12 protein-coding genes are annotated in these 18608 nt (G+C 52.2%); 3 read left to right on the top strand and 9 right to left on the bottom strand.

Annotated features, from left to right (window positions below; genetic code table 11):
* Window positions 1-2: 2 nt before the first annotated feature.
* The 4 genes from HZS79_RS12060 to HZS79_RS12045 all read right to left on the bottom strand — a co-directional run bounded on the left by HZS79_RS12060 (window position 3) and on the right by HZS79_RS12045 (window position 5166).
* Window positions 3-818 carry a Na(+)-translocating NADH-quinone reductase subunit C gene (locus HZS79_RS12060; protein WP_162219212.1) on the bottom strand — a complete coding sequence of 272 codons (816 nt, stop codon included), beginning with the start codon at window positions 816-818 and terminating at the stop codon, window positions 3-5.
* On the bottom strand, window positions 818-2044 hold the full coding sequence (locus HZS79_RS12055; RefSeq protein ID WP_162219213.1) for an NADH:ubiquinone reductase (Na(+)-transporting) subunit B: 1227 nt from the start codon (window positions 2042-2044) through the stop codon (window positions 818-820). The genes HZS79_RS12060 and HZS79_RS12055 overlap by 1 nt, the downstream gene beginning before the upstream one ends.
* Window positions 2044-3393 carry a Na(+)-translocating NADH-quinone reductase subunit A gene (locus HZS79_RS12050; RefSeq protein WP_162219214.1) on the bottom strand — a complete coding sequence of 450 codons (1350 nt, stop codon included), beginning with the start codon at window positions 3391-3393 and terminating at the stop codon, window positions 2044-2046. The genes HZS79_RS12055 and HZS79_RS12050 overlap by 1 nt, the downstream gene beginning before the upstream one ends.
* 309 nt (window positions 3394-3702) lie before the next feature.
* A complete protein-coding gene (locus HZS79_RS12045; RefSeq protein ID WP_179928007.1) occupies window positions 3703-5166 on the bottom strand; it encodes a glyceraldehyde-3-phosphate dehydrogenase in 1464 nt (487 codons plus the stop codon).
* A 243-nt stretch (window positions 5167-5409) separates the two neighbouring features.
* On the opposite strand from HZS79_RS12045, the gene mfd reads away from it, so the two are divergent.
* Window positions 5410-8859: a transcription-repair coupling factor gene (gene mfd, locus HZS79_RS12040; RefSeq protein WP_179928006.1), complete on the top strand. Its 3450-nt coding sequence runs from the start codon at window positions 5410-5412 to the stop codon at window positions 8857-8859.
* Between the two features lie 94 nt (window positions 8860-8953).
* A complete protein-coding gene (locus tag HZS79_RS12035) occupies window positions 8954-10123 on the top strand; it encodes a L,D-transpeptidase family protein (RefSeq protein WP_162219217.1) in 1170 nt (389 codons plus the stop codon).
* A gap of 90 nt (window positions 10124-10213) precedes the next feature.
* Here the strand turns inward: HZS79_RS12035 and HZS79_RS12030 are convergent, their stop codons facing one another.
* The 5 genes from HZS79_RS12030 to HZS79_RS12010 form a co-directional block, all read right to left on the bottom strand.
* A complete protein-coding gene (locus HZS79_RS12030) occupies window positions 10214-10477 on the bottom strand; it encodes an Lpp/OprI family alanine-zipper lipoprotein (RefSeq protein ID WP_162219218.1) in 264 nt (87 codons plus the stop codon).
* Between the two features lie 223 nt (window positions 10478-10700).
* Window positions 10701-11333: a L,D-transpeptidase family protein gene (locus HZS79_RS12025; protein WP_179928005.1), complete on the bottom strand. Its 633-nt coding sequence runs from the start codon at window positions 11331-11333 to the stop codon at window positions 10701-10703.
* A 263-nt stretch (window positions 11334-11596) separates the two neighbouring features.
* Entirely contained in the window at window positions 11597-12058 is a 462-nt protein-coding gene (locus HZS79_RS12020) for a DUF6586 family protein (protein ID WP_162219220.1), read from the bottom strand.
* Complete coding sequence (gene topA, locus HZS79_RS12015) at window positions 12055-14682, bottom strand: type I DNA topoisomerase (protein ID WP_162219221.1); 2628 nt, start codon at window positions 14680-14682, stop codon at window positions 12055-12057. The genes HZS79_RS12020 and topA overlap by 4 nt, the downstream gene beginning before the upstream one ends.
* A 303-nt stretch (window positions 14683-14985) precedes the next feature.
* Entirely contained in the window at window positions 14986-17364 is a 2379-nt protein-coding gene (locus tag HZS79_RS12010) for a DUF3141 domain-containing protein (RefSeq protein WP_179928004.1), read from the bottom strand.
* A 229-nt stretch (window positions 17365-17593) separates the two neighbouring features.
* On the opposite strand from HZS79_RS12010, the gene HZS79_RS12005 reads away from it, so the two are divergent.
* On the top strand, window positions 17594-18580 hold the full coding sequence (locus tag HZS79_RS12005; RefSeq protein ID WP_162219223.1) for a LysR family transcriptional regulator: 987 nt from the start codon (window positions 17594-17596) through the stop codon (window positions 18578-18580).
* Window positions 18581-18608 lie beyond the last annotated feature (28 nt).

Raw genomic sequence — 18608 nt, 5'->3', positions numbered from 1 at the left:
GATCAGGCTCCTTCCGCTTCGAGTTCAACGTCAGCGTCTTGTGCGTCTTCTTGATCGACGCTGCTGCGGAACTTGGCTAGATATTCACCGAAGCCTTCTGGGCTAAGCCAGAATTGCAGCATGTTGTTGACGCCATTGGCGGTCAGGGTGGCACCTGAGAGACCGTCTACCTCGTGATCGCCACTGCCGCTGCCTTTGGCTACGCGGATGGCAGGTATCAAGGCGCCTTCGTCGTCAAAGACCTGTTTACCTTCCCACTGAGCCTGCCAGCGCGGGTTATTCACTTCGGCACCGAGGCCCGGCGTCTCACTATGTTCGAAGTAGGTAATGCCAACGATGGTATTACCGTCACCTTCCACAGAAAGGAAACCGCGCATCAGACCCCATAGCCCTTGGCCACGGATAGGCAGAATGATCTGCTCGGGGTTATCAGGATCACCAACGAGATAAACAGTAGCGTAGTTCTCTACACGAGACAGACCAGCTGGATCACGCTCGCCTGAAAGCGTGCGTGAGGAAGCTGGATCGCGGCGCGCCTCAAAACCGTCGAAAGTCTCCGGATCATGCTGGTCGGAGTATTCGCCAGTTTCAAGATTCACCACTCGCGGCGTCACTTCGCGGAATGCCGCTTCCACGTCCATGCCACGCTCGTACAGATTAGCTACACGTAAAATATTGGTTTTACGGTCAAGTTCCTGGTTGAGCTGCTGTGCGGGACGCAGAGCTACGGCTGCCGTCGAAACGATTACCGAGCACACGATACACAGCGAAAACGCTACGATCAGGATCTTCTTGATGGAGTTGTTACCTTGTGCCATTAGGCAGTCTCCTCGGCCGGTACGCCAGTACGCTTGAGACGACGCTTCACATTGGCCTGGACGAACACGTGGTCGATCAGCGGTGCAAACAGGTTGGCGAACAGAATGGCCAACATGATGCCTTCAGGGAACGCCGGGTTTACAACACGGATCAGAACGGTCATAACACCGATCAGCGCGCCAAACAGCAAGCGGCCCTGGTTGGTCATCGCAGCAGATACGGGATCTGTTGCCATAAACACCATACCGAAGGCAAAACCACCAATGACAAGGTGCCAATACCAGGGCATCGCGAACATGGGGTTGCTATCCGAACCAATCAGGTTGAACAGTGTGCTGGTAACCACCATCCCCAGGAAGACACCTAGCATGATTCGCCAACTGGCAATTCTGGTCCACAGCAACACGGCGGCACCAATCATAATCGCCAAGGTAGACACTTCCCCTACCGAGCCGGGTATGAAGCCAAGGAAGGCATCCCACCAGCTGTAGGTGCTGGTCAGTGCCGTCATGCCGTCTTGGAATGCCATAGAGAGCGCAGTCGCCCCAGTATAGCCATCAGCGGCAACCCATACTGCATCGCCGGAAATTTGCGCCGGGTAAGCAAAGTAAAGGAAGGCACGGCCTGTTAGCGCTGGGTTCAGGAAGTTTTTACCTGTACCACCGAAGATCTCTTTACCGATGACAACACCGAAGGTGATACCCAACGCAACTTGCCAAAGAGGAATCGTTGCCGGCAGGATCAGCGCAAACAGAACTGACGTTACAAAGAAGCCTTCGTTAACTTCGTGACCACGTTTGATAGCGAACAACACTTCCCAGAAACCACCTACCACAAAGGTAACGAGGTAAATAGGTAAGAAGTAAGTTGCACCCAGTACAAAGTTAGCCCATAGACTGCCCGGGTCATGTCCAGATGCCAGGGTCATCATGATCGCTTCACGCCAACCGCTCATGGATGCATAACCTGCATCAATCGCGGTATTGGCTTGCCAACCAGCGCTCCACATACCAAAGAACATGGCAGGGAAGGTACACATCCACACTGTGATCATGATGCGCTTAAGGTCAACACCATCACGCACATGGGAAGTGGTTTTCGCAACGCTGGGCGGTGAGTAGAAAACAGTATCTATCGCCTCATAAAGCGGATAGAACTTTTCGTACTTACCACCTTTATGGAAGTGCGGCTCGAGATTATCGAGTGTTTGTCGAATACCCATCATCAGGCCTCTTTCTCGATCATGGTGAGATTGTCGCGCAGGATGGGGCCGTACTCATATTTGCCTGGGCAAACGTAAGTGCACAGCGCCAGATCCTCTTCGTCCAGCTCAAGACACCCAAGCTGCATGGCAACCTCAATGTCGCCCACAATCAGCGAACGGAGTAACTGTGTTGGCATTACATCCAACGGCATTACGCGTTCATAGTTGCCTACCGGCACCATGGCTCGCTCAGAACCATTTGTCGAGGTAGTCGGCGCGTAGTTGCTCAGGCCTTTGATTTTGGAGAGGTAGATGCCCATTATTGAGTGGCGGTTGGCACCTGGGGATAGCCATCCCAAAAAGGTGCGCTTATTGCCTTCTTCTAGCAAGCTCACTTGGCTATTGAAACGCCCTAAGTAAGTCAAACTGCCTTCAGCGGCAAAACCAGAGAACACAGAACCTGAAATAACGCGGGTGTCGTCAGGTTGGATGACCTCCCCTGCCAAGAGTTCCTCAGTACTAGCACCAATACGGGTGCGAAGCAGACGAGGTTTCTCAGCGCGTGGACCACCTACCGCAATGATGCGGCTCATGTCCAGCTTGCCTTCCACAAACAGCTTGCCAAATGCAATCACGTCCTGGTAACCGATGTGCCACACTTTCTTGTGCAGTGCGACAGGCGACAAGTAGTGAATGTGCGTACCGACCAGACCTGCAGGATGGGGACCTGCGAAGCTTTCGGTTTGTACACCGCTTACATCCCCGCCAGGAATGGAGGTGTCAGCACCCGTACACAGAAAAACGTTGCCCTCGGTCAGGCGGGTTAGCACCTTGAGGCCGTCTTCAAATGCTTGGGTATTTTCGTTAATGACTACCGCCGGGTCAGCGCTGAGTGGGTGAGTATCCACAGCAGTGACAAAAATATCGGCAGGAACGCCATCAATCGCTGGTGTGCGCGAGAAGGGCCGGGTGCGCAAGGCAGTCCATAGGCCTGATTCTACCAGTTGGTCGACAACAGTTTGACGTTCGAGCTGACCTAAAGCCCCACGATCATGAGAGGCGAATGTCATCGCTTCTTCATGTTCATCGACTTTAATAACGACAGACAGCAAACGACGTTTTTCGCCACGGTTTATAGCTACTACTTCACCGCTGGCGGGTGCTGTAAAGCGCACGCCATCAATTTTCTTGTCGGTAAAGAGTAATTGGCCTAGTTTGACCTTATCCCCTTCCTGAACTTCCATTGTTGGCTTCATGCCAACGTAGTCGGTGCCCAGGATTGCCACGTGGCGCACAGGCCGCGCATCTTCAATACGCTGCTCGGGCGCTCCCGTGATGGGGAGATCCAGGCCTTTTTTGACTTCGATCATAGTCTCGCCCAGTTGATGGATCGGATATACGAAGGTAAGGGGTTCGAATGCTTATTTTCTGCTCAGTGAATTCTTGTTTTCTGCTCAGATTGTTACCAGTCCGGATCAAGCAAGCTTGAACCACCCCGAAAAATCTATCGTATTATAAAGATAAGCGCGCCTAATGACCACATCCCTAATGGCCTCCAAAAGTGCTATATGCGCTTTTATATCGCCTAGCGCGGACACGAAAACGCCACCCGAAGGTGGCGTTTTACAATCATCTGCCGTTAAAAGCGCCGCATATGCGACTAATTCAGCGTTTACGCTTTAATTTGCCTGATGCGGCAACTTCAAAAACTCCACATTCGACATGTGCTGGAGAATACGAATAACTTGGCAGCTATAGCCAAATTCGTTGTCATACCACACATATACGACAGCATGATTACCGTTGGCGATGGTCGCTTTGGCATCCACAATCCCTGCATGGCGGTTACCAACGAAGTCCGACGACACAACTTCTGCCGAATCGACGAAATCGATTTGCTTCTGGTAAGACGAGTCAATCGACATGCGACGCAGGTAGTCGTTCAGCGCATCAGCATCGGTGCCCTTTTCCAGCGTCAGGTTCAGAATAGCCATGGAAACGTTGGGCGTCGGCACGCGAATGGCATTACCCGTTAGCTTACCTTCAAGCTCAGGCAGCGCCTTGGCAACCGCCTTAGCAGCACCTGTCTCGGTAAGTACCATATTGAGGGCTGCACTACGACCACGACGATCCCCTTTGTGGTAGTTATCGATCAGGTTCTGATCATTGGTGTAAGCGTGGACGGTTTCCACATGCCCCGTCACCACACCATATTCGTCGTTGAGCACTTTAAGCACGGGCACAATGGCGTTAGTCGTGCAAGAAGCTGCCGATACGATACGGTCGCTGTCGCCGATGGTGTCGTGGTTAATGCCAAACACGATGTTTTTGATATCACCCTTACCTGGTGCCGTCAGCAGCGCTTTTGCAGCCCCCTTGCACTCCAGGTGCTGACCAAGACCAGCTTCATCACGCCAGATCCCAGTATTATCAACGATCACAGCGTTATTGATGCCGTAAGCGGTGTAATCAATTTCACTCGGAGAGTCGGCGTAAATAACCTGAACCACGTTACCATTCACAGTAAGAGTACGCGCTTCAGCATCGACCGAAATAGTCCCATCGAAGGGGCCATGCACCGAATCTCGGCGAAGCAGGCTAGCACGCTTCTCAAGGTCTTTAGCCACATCGCCACGGCCGCGCACTACAATCGCACGCAGGCGCAGCAAGTTGCCGCCCCCCGCTTTTTCAACCATCACCCGTGCTAGCAAACGACCGATGCGCCCAAACCCATAAAGCACGACATCCTGAGGCTCACCTTTGCTGCCACCCGGCTGAAAGCCATCAATAATCTCAGCAAGCTCTTTGCGCAGGAAAGCATCTAGATCACCGCCGCCCTGGCGTTTAAAACTAACCGCAAGCTTGCCAACATCGACATGGGCGGGTCCAAGATTCATCTCGCTCATCGCCTGCACGATGGGGAAAGTATCTTCAACCGAGAGTTCTGTGCCTTCAATTTTGCGCACGAAACGGTGGTCTTTCAGAATCCGAATGACCGACCGCTTGATCAGGGAACGACCGAACATGGTAGCAACCACATTGTTCTGGCGATACAGCCGACCCACTAACGGAATCATTTGCTCAGCCAGAGCTTCGTTGCTTTGCCATTCCTGAAAAACGTTTTCGAGAGCTTGCTGACTCACGTGCGGCCTCATTGAGTAGTGAAAAGGGTTTTCATTGGGCATTATCCTGGGCTTAATAGCGTGCCGCAATGAATGGATAGTCGCACAACATGTAGGGGTATTACAGAAAGAGCGGATTGACTACAAAAAGAAATAGTGCATCACCACTCACCCTTACCGAGCACACTTAGCCTAGGGTTCTGCCTGAAAGTACTGATCGTGTATGATCCAGGTTCCGTTTCAGCGCAACACGATACCGTAACTATGCCCTCTTTCTCTCTGCTCGAACCACCCCAGCCATCAGGGACTCGCGACACGCTTTATCTGACAGCGCCGCCGGGCAGTGCGACTGCCCTAGCGTTAGCTCAGATCGCGTCACGCGCCCCGCTACTGGTTATTACGCCAAGTACTGCCAGCGCTCAGCGCCTGGAGCAGGACCTGGCATTCTATAGCAACGTTCCTGTGTTGCCTTTTCCTGACTGGGAAACCTTACCTTACGATAGCTTCTCCCCCCACCAGGACATTATCTCCGCACGCCTTAGAACACTCCGCCTACTCCAGGATGGCGTTCGCGGCATTGTTCTCGTGCCAATCAATACCCTGATGCAACGCCTACCGCCAGTATCGTACATTGCTGGACGAGTGATGACGCTGAAAGCGGGCGCCACACTTAATCGCGAAGCATTCCGTGAATCGCTGTCGCGGGCAGGCTATCGTGCCGTTGAGACCGTCTATGAACCCGGCGAGTACGCCATGCGGGGCGCCATCATCGACCTGTTCGCAATGGGTATGGATGAACCGATTCGTATTGACTTATTTGATGATGAAATTGACACGCTGCGGCATTTCGATCCCGGCAGCCAGCGCTCTACCAATAAAGTCGACGTTATTGAACTGCTTCCGGCTCATGAGTACTCGCTAAGCCGCAGCGCCATTGCCTGCTTTCGAGAACAGTTTGAAACGCTATTTGATGTCGACCCACGCCAATGCCCACTTTATAACGATGCCCTAAAAGCCATTCCCTCTCCCGGCCTGGAGCAGTATTTACCACTATTTTTTGACGAGACTGCTTCTTTATTTGAACACGTCACTGACGATACCCGCGTAGCGCTTCTGCCCGGTGTTTATGAAGCTGCCGAGCAGCACTGGCAATCCATTGAGTCACGCTACGCCAACTTAGGCGTTGACCCCACTCGCCCTCTACTACCACCACACCGCGCCTTTATAGCGGTTAATGACGTTTTCTCGGCGATCAAAGACCGCCCACGTGTTGAGCTGACCGACGACAGCCGTCAGCGTCATGCGCAAGCACCACAAGCACAAGAACTGCCCGCACTTGCTATTAACGCCCGCGCCAAGCAGCCACTTAGTGACCTGACCCACTTTCTCGACACACAAACCAACACGCGCATTCTGCTGGTAGCCGAGTCACGGGGTCGCAGAGAAGCGCTAGAAGAGGTGTTAGCACCGCTTAAATTGAAACTGCCCCACATTGATAGTTTCCAAGATTTCTTAACCAGCTCCCATCGCATTGCTATCACTGAAAGCTTGGTAGGCAGCGGTCTGTGGCTCACCGAGCCTGACATCGCAGTGATTAGCGAAACAGAGCTATTTGGCGATGTTGTCCGCCAAAGCCGACGACGCGAAAAAGCCACCGATGACAACGAGCTAGCGGTGCGCCATCTATCCGAACTTCGAGAAGGCGCCCCCATTGTTCACCAAGCCCACGGCGTAGGACGCTATTTAGGCCTGGAAGCCCTGGATGCAGGCGGCCAAGCCAACGAGTTTTTAGCGCTCGCTTATGCCGATGGAGCCAAGCTATATGTCCCTGTTGATAGCCTCCATCTCATCTCACGCTATAGCGGTGCCGATGATGAGCTCGCTCCGCTACATAAGCTGGGCTCAGACCAGTGGGAAAAAGCGCGCCGCAAAGCAGCTGAAAAAATTCGCGACACTGCCGCTGAGCTACTCGATATCTATGCCAGAAGAGAGGCTCAGGAAGGGTTTATATATGACGCGCCAGGCGATGAGTACGCGCGCTTCTCAGGCAGCTTCCCATTTGAAGAAACCCCCGATCAGCAGGCTGCTATTGAGGCCGTTATAGGTGACATGATCTCGCCTCAGCCAATGGATCGTGTGGTGTGCGGCGATGTCGGCTTTGGCAAGACAGAAGTCGCCATGCGTGCTGCTTTTCTTGCCGTACAAACAGGTCGCCAGGTCGTGGTACTTGTGCCCACTACGCTGTTAGCACGCCAGCATTTTGAAAACTTCCGCGACCGCTTCGCCGATACGGCAGTTAACATTAGCCTTATCTCACGCTTTACCAGCGGCAAGGAGATGACACAAAACCTAGAAGGCATCAAAAACGGCCAGACCGATATTGTAATCGGCACCCATAAACTGCTTTCGAAAAGCGTCGAGCTCCCCAAAATGGGGCTTTTAATCATTGATGAAGAGCACCGCTTTGGTGTTGCACAAAAAGAGAAACTGAAAACACTACGTGCAGAAATCGATATTCTTACACTGACCGCCACACCGATTCCCCGAACCCTGAACATGGCCATGAGCGGAATCCGCGACCTATCGATTATCGCCACTCCACCGGCGCGGCGCTTGTCAGTTAAAACCTTTGTACAGCAGCGGGATAGCAGCGTCATTAAAGAAGCATTACTGCGTGAAATATTGCGCGGCGGCCAGGTTTATTTTTTGCATAATGAAGTTAAAACCATCGAGAACGCCGCTGAGCAAATTCGTGAGTTAGTACCAGAAGCACGAGTTGCCGTTGCCCATGGTCAACTACCCGAACGCAGCCTTGAACGAGTGATGTCAGACTTTTATCACCGCAGGTTTAATGTACTGGTCTGCTCCACCATTATTGAGACGGGCATCGACGTCCCCAGTGCAAACACTATTTTGATTGAGCGCGCGGATAAGTTCGGCTTAGCGCAGCTGCATCAACTTCGTGGCCGAGTTGGGCGCAGCCACCACCAAGCATACGCCTACCTGCTAACGCCACCACCCAAGGCCATGACCCGCGATGCAGTTAAACGCCTGGAAGCAATTAGCGCCTCTGACGACCTGGGTGCGGGCTTTACGCTAGCAAGTCATGACATGGAGATTCGCGGCGCTGGCGAGCTGCTCGGCGACGAACAAAGCGGCCAAATGGAAACCATCGGCTATACGCTGTATATGGAAATGCTGGATCGCGCTGTGAAGGCTATCCGTGCGGGCAAAACACCCAATATAGATGCCCCTTTCAATACTGGTATTGAAATTAGTCTCAACCTGCCAGCGTTGATTCCTGACGACTATATTCACGACGTACAGCAGCGCCTAGTGATGTATAAACGCATCGCCAACACCCAGAGCAATGCTGAACTAAAAGAGCTACAGGTTGAGCTAATTGACCGTTTTGGCCTACTCCCTCAGCCGCTGAAAAACCTTATCCGCCAAACCAAGCTGCGCCATCGCGCTGAACAACTTGGCGTTGCCCGCATAGAAGCTGGCGAAAACCGCGGAAGAGTACTGTTCAACAATACCACCCAGGTCGATCCTCTAACGCTTGTGACATTGATACAGACCTCGCCACAGCATTACCGCCTGGATGGTTCAGATACCTTACGGTTTGAATTTGCAATGGAAACGGTCGAACAGCGCTTTGAGACAGTCGAGGCTCTACTCACAACCCTTAATCAAAAAGTAGCGGCGGCGTGAACCTTGGTGCAAACTTGTCATTAAGCAGCGCAGTGCGGCAAATCACGCTCATTTCACTATGTATTAGCTGTGCATACATTGATTAGGAACCATCATGAACACTCGTAAGCGTTTTAACCTTTGGGGCCCTACTAGCCTGGCTGTTTTGTTGGCAGCAAGCCTTACGGGCCCCGCTCATGCTCAGCCCTCCTCTGAACAAGACGACAAACCCACGTCGCTTTCTGAAGAGCTTTCTCAAGAAGCTGTTGAAGAAGCTACTGAAGAAGTTGCCGAAGCAACGGCCAGCGCCGAAGATGCTGCTGAGAAACGTGAGCTGCCTCGTGGGCACTTCCATCTACCGGAAAGTGGCGACATTATCGGTGAGCACTACACGGTCGTCGTCGACAACCCAAAAGACACGTTGATTGATATTGCTCGTCGGCACAACATTGGCTACGAAGAAATGCGCATGGCCAACCCTGGCGTCAGCCTATGGGTGCCTGGCGAAGGAACGGAAGTTGTCATTCCTGCACGCTACATTCTACCGCCAGCGGCCCGAGAGGGTGTTGTCGTCAACCTTTCCGAGCTACGTCTGTACTACTACCCCGCTGACAACCCAGGCATTGTCGAAACCTACCCTGTTAGCGTCGGTCGAGAAGAGTTTGCAACGCCGATCGGCATTACCCGCACGACAGTGAAGGTAAAAGACCCTGCTTGGGCTCCGCCTGCCTCTATGCGCCGTGAAGCAGCCGCCCGTGGCGAGCCGGCCCCCTCCATTGTACCTCCCGGGCCTAACAACCCACTGGGTCGTCACGCTATTTTATTGGCGATGCCCAGCTATCTGATTCACGGCACTAACCGCCCTGAAGGCGTGGGCATGCGAGTTAGCCGTGGCTGCATTCGCATGTATCCAGAAGATATTGAATCACTTTATGAGCGCCTACCAAGCGGCACGAAAGTCAACCTAATGGATGCCCCCTTTAAAGCAGGCTGGGGAGCAGACGGCACCCTGTTTGTTCAATCATACCCTCAGCTTGAAGAGAACGTTGGCGACTTTGAGCCTCTGCTTAACGCCATCGAGCGTGTAAGTGAGCTTGCCGCCGATCAAGTAGAAGTAGATTACGCTCAGGTCAAACTAGCCGTAGAAAACCCTGACGGCCGTCTGGTCGCACTTTATGGCCCTCAAGCCCCCGCCCCAACCCCTGAAGAAGAACCTCTGCAACTAGATGGCCTGTTTGAAGAAATTGAGCTGTCCACAAGCACTCATACTGAGAAAGACGCCTAAACGATAGGCATAAAAAAACCCCGCCAAAGCGGGGTTTTTTTACATCTACAGCAACCACTAAACCTGTTGGGGTTTAGGGCCCAGGCAGAATTACTTCTGCATGGAACGCTGGAACATACGGTTCATTTCTTCACGGTTCTGCTGAGACATCTGCAGAGCAGCTTGCGCGTCGCGCTGAGCTTGGTTAGCAGTGTTCATTGCTTGTGAAGCCATGCTGCGTGCTTCTGCGGCATCAGCCTGCGCAGACTCAGCAGTCATGCGAACTTCTTCCAGAGCGCTGGTAGAAGCACAACCAGCTAGGATTGCCAGTGAAGCGGCAGCGGCGGTCATCTTCAGAGTGTTCTTCAGAGTCATAGTGTTCTCCTTGAGTCTTCCTTGGGTACAACGTTAAGGGTATGACACAATTAATGCTAAAGCGTTAGCTTAACTATGTCTACCTGCAATGCAGGTTCTGTGCAGCGACTTGTACCAAGGTTAGGCACCAAGGCACACAAGTCAAACGCTGTTTTATAACAGACAACAGCGGTTGTCTATAGCCACGCATTCAAAACCTAAAACTTCCTTCAGCTTCACAAGCTTAGCGGATCACTACGCGAGTGCCAACTCCCACCAACGACGCGACACGCTCTATTTGCTCGTTAGTCACAGCAACACACCCTTGGGTCCAGTGAAATTGACCGTGTATATCCGGATCACCACCACCGATACCATGTATACCAATAGCGCCACCCAGTGCCGTATTTTGCGGCGGAGATCCGTGGCGCCGGTAGTAATCAAAATACGCATCATAATCCGCTTGGGAATAGATGCCCTTTTCAAGAGCCATTCGCGCATGAGGTGGCGTAGGATAATCGATACCGATGAAGATATGCCACTGACTTTCGTAATTAAATCGATTAATTCGGAACTCACCCAGCGGAGTGACATTACCACCCCGCACTCGCTGCGTTTTTGCGCCACCTCGCCCAAGAGAAACAGGGGCAATGCGCTCCACTAGTGAATTACCACGGAATACACTTAATGTGGCTTCTTTATCATCAATCAACAACCATAGTTCATCGCTATACCTGGGTGTCGCTGCACGGGAAAGCAGAGTCTCCACAAGGTCGGTTGATTGATAATCAGTTAAGGCACTGGTAGTTGCTGCGCTGGCCACAACAGGCCAGCCTAGCGCTAACGCTAAAAAACGGCGACGATTCACGGGCATCATTATTGCTCTCAATACGGGCCAGCATAACCAGCCAACAAAGCATTTATGGCGATTGTTATACCCTATTCATGGCGCAAATGTCAGTGCTTTAACACACGAAATAAGGCTCATCTGCATGGCAAGCTGTTAACCACATGGTTTTTCAACGATGATTTGATGCCTTTACGCTCTTAAATGTTTGCTGGCGGTCGTTCATCCATGGCTATTAGGCCATCCTATCTGGCCATGTCGCAGGTGTTCAAAACTCTCTGCCCCCGTTATGGTCACCACTCTTGGCTGGTCTCACGCAGCGACGCAATGTCATGCTTTGCGGCTTGAAGGTTATCTAGCAATTGCTCAGTGAGCGACAGCTGGCTCCCCACGGCAATCATTGAAGGGCTTTGTACCGCACGTCGTGCTGCCCCCTCATCACTATGTAGTTTCTCTAATTGGCCCACTAGCCAGCACAGCCAACTGTCCTGCCGCTGCATCGTGTCACGCAGTCGCTGCAACTCAGCAACGGCAGGGCCATCACTAGCAAGTAGCCGCTGCCAATTATGGCTGTCTAGACGAGCATGTTCGGTCACTTCTTTAAGTAATGAGTTCAAGGCAAGCTCAAAGAGCGCCAAGGCGCTCTCTTCTATCGCCATTTGGCTAGCGACAGAATGCTCATCATCAGCAATGGAGAGATGAGTAAGTAGCTCCGCTTGATAGAGCAACTGATTGGTTCGCGAACGCGGGCTCACTTCCGCTTATCCTCCACGTGCCATTTGCCTGCTTCAAAGGTTGCTTTCCAACCGGTGGCTTTACCCTCTTCATCCGTCATCACAAACTGCTCTTTATTTTTTCGCGAATAACGAATCTGTGCAGGGCGACCATCCGGATCTTCACTGGGGGCCTTTAGAATAAAGTGATATTTTTCTGGCAGCTCATCGGCGTGCGCTTTTAGCTCTTTTACCAGCGGCGGACGAGTTTCACGGTTTTTTGGAAACTTGCTGGCCGCAAGGAATAAGCCGCTGGCACCATCGCGCAGCACGTAGTGGTCGTCTACCTTTTGGCAGGCCAACTCTGGCATAGGGATCGGATCCATCTTAGGCGGCGCTACATCCCCACTACGCAATAATTTACGCGTGTTCTTACACTCGCTATTGGTGCAACCGAAATACTTACCAAAGCGGCCTGACTTAAGCTGCATCTCGGAACCACATTTATCACATTCGATAATGGGGCCGTCGTAGCCTTTGATTTTGAACTTACCTGCTTCAACCTCATAACCATCGCAATCAGGGCTATTACCACAAATATGCAGTTTACGCCCCTCATCGATCAGGTAGTTATCCATGGCCGTACCACACTTTGGACAACGACGTTTGGCACGTAGCGCGTTCGTTTCTGCTTCCTCTCCCGCGTCTTCAGCAACGGCTTCTTCACCAGGAATAAGATCGATGGTGGTTTTACAGCGCTCCTTAGGCGGCAGGTTATAGCCGCTGCAGCCGAGAAAGACCCCAGTAGAAGCCGTGCGAATCTGCATTTTGCGGCCACAGCTTGGGCAGTCGATATCCGTGGGAACCGGCTGATTAGGGCGCATCCCTTCTTCACTTTCTGCCTTACTAAGCTCCTGGCTGAACTCGTCGTAGAAAGCATCTAATAGCGCTTGCCAGTTGCGCTCACCTTCGGCCACTTCGTCAAGGCTATCTTCCATACGCGCGGTGAACGAGTAATCCATCAAGTCGGGGAAGGACTCTTTTAGTCGCTCGGTAACGATATCACCCAGCTTCTCGGCGTAGAAACGGCGATTTTCAAGCTTTACATAGCCACGATCCTGAATCGTGGAAATAATGGAAGCATAGGTAGAAGGACGACCAATGCCTTGTTTCTCTAGCTCTTTTACTAAACTGGCTTCCGTATAACGTGGCGCAGGCTTGGTAAAGTGCTGCTGCGGATCAAGCTTCTCCAGCGCCATCGCCGTACCTTTCGGCAAATCTGGCAGACTTTGGTCTTCATTTTTGCCGGTTGGCTTCATTACCCGGGTATAACCGTCAAACTTGAGCACGCGACCCTTGGCACGCAGGTCGTAACCATCAACCTCGACACTCAGCGTACTAGACAGGTACTCCGCAGGCGTCATCTGACAAGCAACAAATTGGCGCCAAATCAGCTCGTAGAGGCGCTCTGCATCTCGCTCCATACCAGAGAGGTCTGTGGCTTTACGCTCAACGCTAGAGGGCCTGATCGCTTCGTGGGCCTCTTGGGCACTCTCTTTGCTGCTGTACCGGTTAGGAGACTCTGGCAGGTAGCGAGCCCCATATTCGTCATTAATAAACGAACGGGCGCTCTCTACCGCATCCTTTGAAAGATTGGTGGAGTCGGTACGCATGTAGGTAATATAGCCAGCCTCGTAGAGACGCTGGGCCATGGTCATGGTTTTCTTGACGGAGAACCCTAGCCGGCCACTGGCGGCCTGCTGCAACGTTGAGGTAATAAACGGCGCGGAAGGTTTGGAGCTCGTCGGTTTATCTTCACGAGAGGTGATCGCAAGCTTGGCTTTGCGCAGCTGCTCAATACGTGAAAGCGTGTCTTTTTCGGAGGTGGGACGGAAGGGTTTGCCATCCTGACGTACCAGTGCAAACCTGACTAGCTCGCCATCTGGAGAAGCGAGATCCGCATGCACATCCCAGAACTCTTCAGGGATAAACGCACGAATTTCTCGCTCACGCTCAACAATTAGACGAACCGCGACGGATTGGACACGACCTGCTGATAAGCCCCTGGCAATTTTGGCCCACAGCAAAGGCGACAGCATAAACCCGACAACTCGGTCTAAAAAGCGGCGTGCCTGCTGTGCTTCTACGCGCGGGATATTAAGCGTACCTGGCGCTTTAAAGGCATCCTGAATCGCGTTTTTGGTAATTTCGTTAAACACCACACGTTTGTAGCGACTGTCATCGCCACCAATTGTCTCGCGCAGGTGCCACGCAATGGCTTCCCCTTCGCGATCCAAATCCGTTGCGAGATAAACGGCATCGGCTTTTTCAGCCAGCTTCTTTAACTCGGCGACGACTTTCTCTTTGCCTGGGAGCACTTCATAACGCGCTTCCCAACCATTACCCGGATCAATCCCCATGCGTCTAATTAACTGATCATGGGTCTTACGCTTTTTATACTCTGCCTTTTCATCCGCCGACATCTTGCGTGTTGCCGCAGCCTGGCGAGCGCGCTCCTTCGGGTCGGAGGCTGCCTTACCTGAGCCGCTGGTCGGCAGGTCACGGATGTGACCCACACTCGACTTTACGATGAAATCGTTGCCGAGGTATTTATTGATCGTCTTCGCTTTCGCAGGCGACTCGACGATGACCAGTGACTTGCCCATAGTGCTCCACTTTCCTATTGCTCAGGCGCTATCGCCCATGCTCTGAATACGTTGCCGCCCGCCGTTACCGCTTGACGACCATGAGAAAAATGCGCCTACCCTACCCCAGGCCTGCAACAAGCGCCAGTCACAACCGCCGCGTAGGTAACAAACTTATTCTGAACCGTGAGATCATCGAGACATCGTTTCGCTACTCACGTAGCTAGACACTAGACTGCCGATACGCAGACAGCAACCCAAAACACGGAAACAAAAAAAGCGCCCCTGTATAAAACAGGGGCGGAGATTAACCTATCACAATGCTTAACGCTTGCGCGGGGGCTTCCTGCGCGATGCCGTTCTAGACTTGGGCTTGCTGGCTACGTTGGATGCCGCTGCCTCCGCACTACTGGCAGTAACTGGGGTGCTTTCAGCTGGCTGCGCTGCTTTCGGTGGACGCGCTTGATCAAACAGTGCTTTTATCTGAGCAAATCGCTCTGCCACATGCTCGGAAAGCTCACCGCTTGCAGCCAGGACATGCTCAAGATGCTCAATATGACCATCAATCTCTTGATCGCTTTGACCTTTTAACAGCTCAGGCAAACACGATAACGCACGATCACGATCCAATTTCAAAATAAAGAATTGATCACGAACGAGTCGCTTGAACTCACTCAGTGTTGACGTCGGCTCAAGTTCACTACGCGATGCGCGCAAACGCTTAAAGTTACGCTCATCTGTAGCAGTAGCGCCACCTAGTACGTAGATAACCGAACGCATCACTGCTTCATGCGAACCGCCTTGGGCAATTTTATTGCGCAGCTCATTTTGACGATTTTCAATAAACCGGCGATGTTCGGGCTCAGCACCCGGACGGCGACGATGAACATGCGCATCGCCATGCAAGCCAACCGCAGCCTGCAACAGAGGTTGCCCATAAATATCCATGAACATTCTTTCTGTCGTGCTATCCCGCAAATCACGCAGTGCATTGAGACTAGCGACAATCTGATCGGAGCGCATGGTCTCTATTGCTTTAAACATATTGTCCTGACCTACCTCCTGACGATGGCGGCGAACCATGTCAGCCATTACCGGCAATGGCACCGTCAGTGGGTTACGGTCAGAAAGAAGCTTGTAACCGAGGCGAATGGGATGCATACGGCGAATCCAACGAGCCGCTTCAGGTGTCATGGTGGCCTGAATCCAGGGTTGAACATAAAGCCGATAAAAACCGAGGTTTATTTCGGATATTCGCGCAACTGTTGCAAACCGGCGGTCATCTTCAGGCTTATGCATCACGTCACGATCAAGCTCTTCAAAGTTACGTGCCGTAAACTCAAGCAAGTAGTCACGCTCAAGTAACTCTGCGTCGTCTCGCTCACTGGCATGCGAGACCGTTGTTTCATACAGTCCCGGCGGCATCACATCGATATAGTCCATGTTAGCCGTAAATTCGGTATGCTCTTTGCGTGACACACTGCCAGAAACAAAAATCCCTAGGTGTCCCGTCGTATCATGCTGGCAGTAAACAATCGTCTGTTCGTTGGCGATGATATCTTCTTCGCCTTCGTACAAATCACGGATCCAACCCAACGCTTGGGGCGGCGGCGTAATATCGTCACCACGCGAGCAGAACACGACAACAGGCGAACGCACATTACGTAAATCAATACGCCGACCATCGCGAGTCACTAACTGAGCGGTAGAAAGTCGATTGCCTACAAAAAGATTGTCAACGATATACTGAATTTCGTTACCACCCAGCACCACGTGACCACCCCACCAGCGCTCAAACTCTAGATAGCGCTCTGATTCGGTATCGATGTTGTCATACAGATGGTACTGCTTTTTCCAGTAGGTGTTGGCTGGGTTAAGACGTTCAAAGTTTTGCACCAACCAAGCACCATCAAAAAGACCGTTACCGATATCGCTGGTCAGCGCGGTAATCCAGCTTCCGCCGGTCATACCACCGGTATAGCGCATGGGCGCTTTACCATGCTCGCCTGCCCAATAGGAGAGAGGCGCGCCAGCAATGAGGATCGGGCCAAATACATCTGGCTCTAACGCAGCGGCCATCATGATTTGCCAACCTGCTTGGCAATTACCTACTACCATCGGCTTTTCGGCTGTTTTGGGGTGTAAAGCGATCACATGGCGTAAAAATGCAATCTCCGCCTCAACAACATCCTCAACCGTTTGCCCTGGCTCAGGAAAAGGCAAAAAGCCGATAAAATAGCAAGGGTGCCCGGCCCTCAACGCCACTCCGAGCTCGCTATCAGGCTTGAACCCGCCAATGCCTGGGCCATGCCCTGCACGAGGGTCGACTACCACAAAAGGACGTTTGTCTGGGTCAATCTCGATATGGCTGGGCGGCAGCACCCGAAGCAACTCATAGTTAGTGGGGTGCGGCAGTGTACGTCCATCAACCAGCACTTCGGTATCAAACCCCAGCACATTTGGCTTGGTTTGTTCCATATGCTCAAGATACTGGTTGCCACGTTCACGCATTACATCTAAGTACAGAACGCTACGTTCAACACTGTCGCGCCAGTAGCTCACTGCAGCTCGCCCGAACCCAAAGGGGTCGAGCACACTAGCAAGGGCCTCACCGCCCGGCAGAGCCGCTGATTGATCAGGCGTTCCTGGCAACATACTTTTAAGCATATTACCAGGCAGCAAAGGATGAGCGAGAAAGTTCATAAATTCTCCCATTGGGTTGATGCAAGACACCAACCACGAAGCGATGATGCTGCAATGCAATATAGTTTAGGCCACTCACTGCGTAACGTCGATGCTTACCTTTGCAATTTCATCATTGTTGTCATAAAGACACCCACACATCATCAGTGATAGCATTTCCAGCTGGTATGCTGAGATTTTTGTTTTGCGGCACTTTCTATCTTCGGAGGGTGTATTACTAGAGGCTGTTATGTCATCCCCTACGTTACTCAATCGTTTAACCTTCCGACAATTACAGGTGTTCCAAGCAGTCTATCGTCAGCGCTCTTACTCACGTGCAGCTGAACAGCTAGGCCTTACCCAGCCTGCGGTTAGTGCTCAGATACGCCAGCTTGAGCTTGCCCTTGGCCAGCCACTGTTCAAATATGCTGGCAAGACCCTGCACGCGCTACCCGCTGCCGATACACTGGCACTTTCTACTCGCGAAATCTTTGGGCAGCTTTTCCGGTTGCAAATGAACCTGTCCGAGATTAACGGTAAAATTTGTGGTGAGCTCAATATAGCTGCCGTTTCATCAGCTCAATACGTTGTTCCGTACTTGCTGGCACGATTCAGAGCACGGTATCCAGACGTACGCATACGCTTAAAAGTATGCAACCGCAGCCAAGCGCTAGAGCGGCTAGCCGAACAACAAGACGATGTCGTGATTATGGCCATGGTTCCAGAAGATGAAGGCTTAGTCGTCATGCCCATCCTTGAAAATGAGCTGATTGCTGTTGTATGGCCAGAGCATCCGCTACTTAGTATGAAAACGCCAACGCTGGGCGACTTTGCGCGACACTATCTATTGATGCGCGAACCTGGTTCTGGGGTGCGCAACGCATTTGAGCAGCTGGCTGCTGACCAGGAGGTAGGCCTTCCCCACCGCATTGAATTAGGCACGAATGAGGCTATCAAACAAGGCATTATGGCTCACTTGGGTGTTGCTGTTTTGCCACGCCTGGCCGTTCAACTTGAATTGGAACAAGGCTTGCTATCGGAACTACCTTTACCTAACTTTCCCATTCGTCGTTCGTGGTGCACAGTTTATCGTCGCGACCATTTCCCGACGCCGGTGGCCGATCTTTTTTTACGTTTTATCAGGGAGCACTTGGCAGATTTTCGCCGACATTTCCAAGCACCCTCTAGCCCTTTGCCTAGCCATGGCGTTTCCTGCCTCCCTTTACTGTCACTATAGTAGGCTGTCTATTTAGTGGGTCGATAAA

This window comes from Vreelandella zhaodongensis (assembly GCF_013415115.1).
Classification (GTDB): Bacteria; Pseudomonadota; Gammaproteobacteria; order Pseudomonadales; family Halomonadaceae; genus Vreelandella; species Vreelandella zhaodongensis.
The sequence above is the reverse complement of the archived record's forward strand: the minus strand, read 5'-3'. Positions and strand labels throughout refer to the sequence as shown.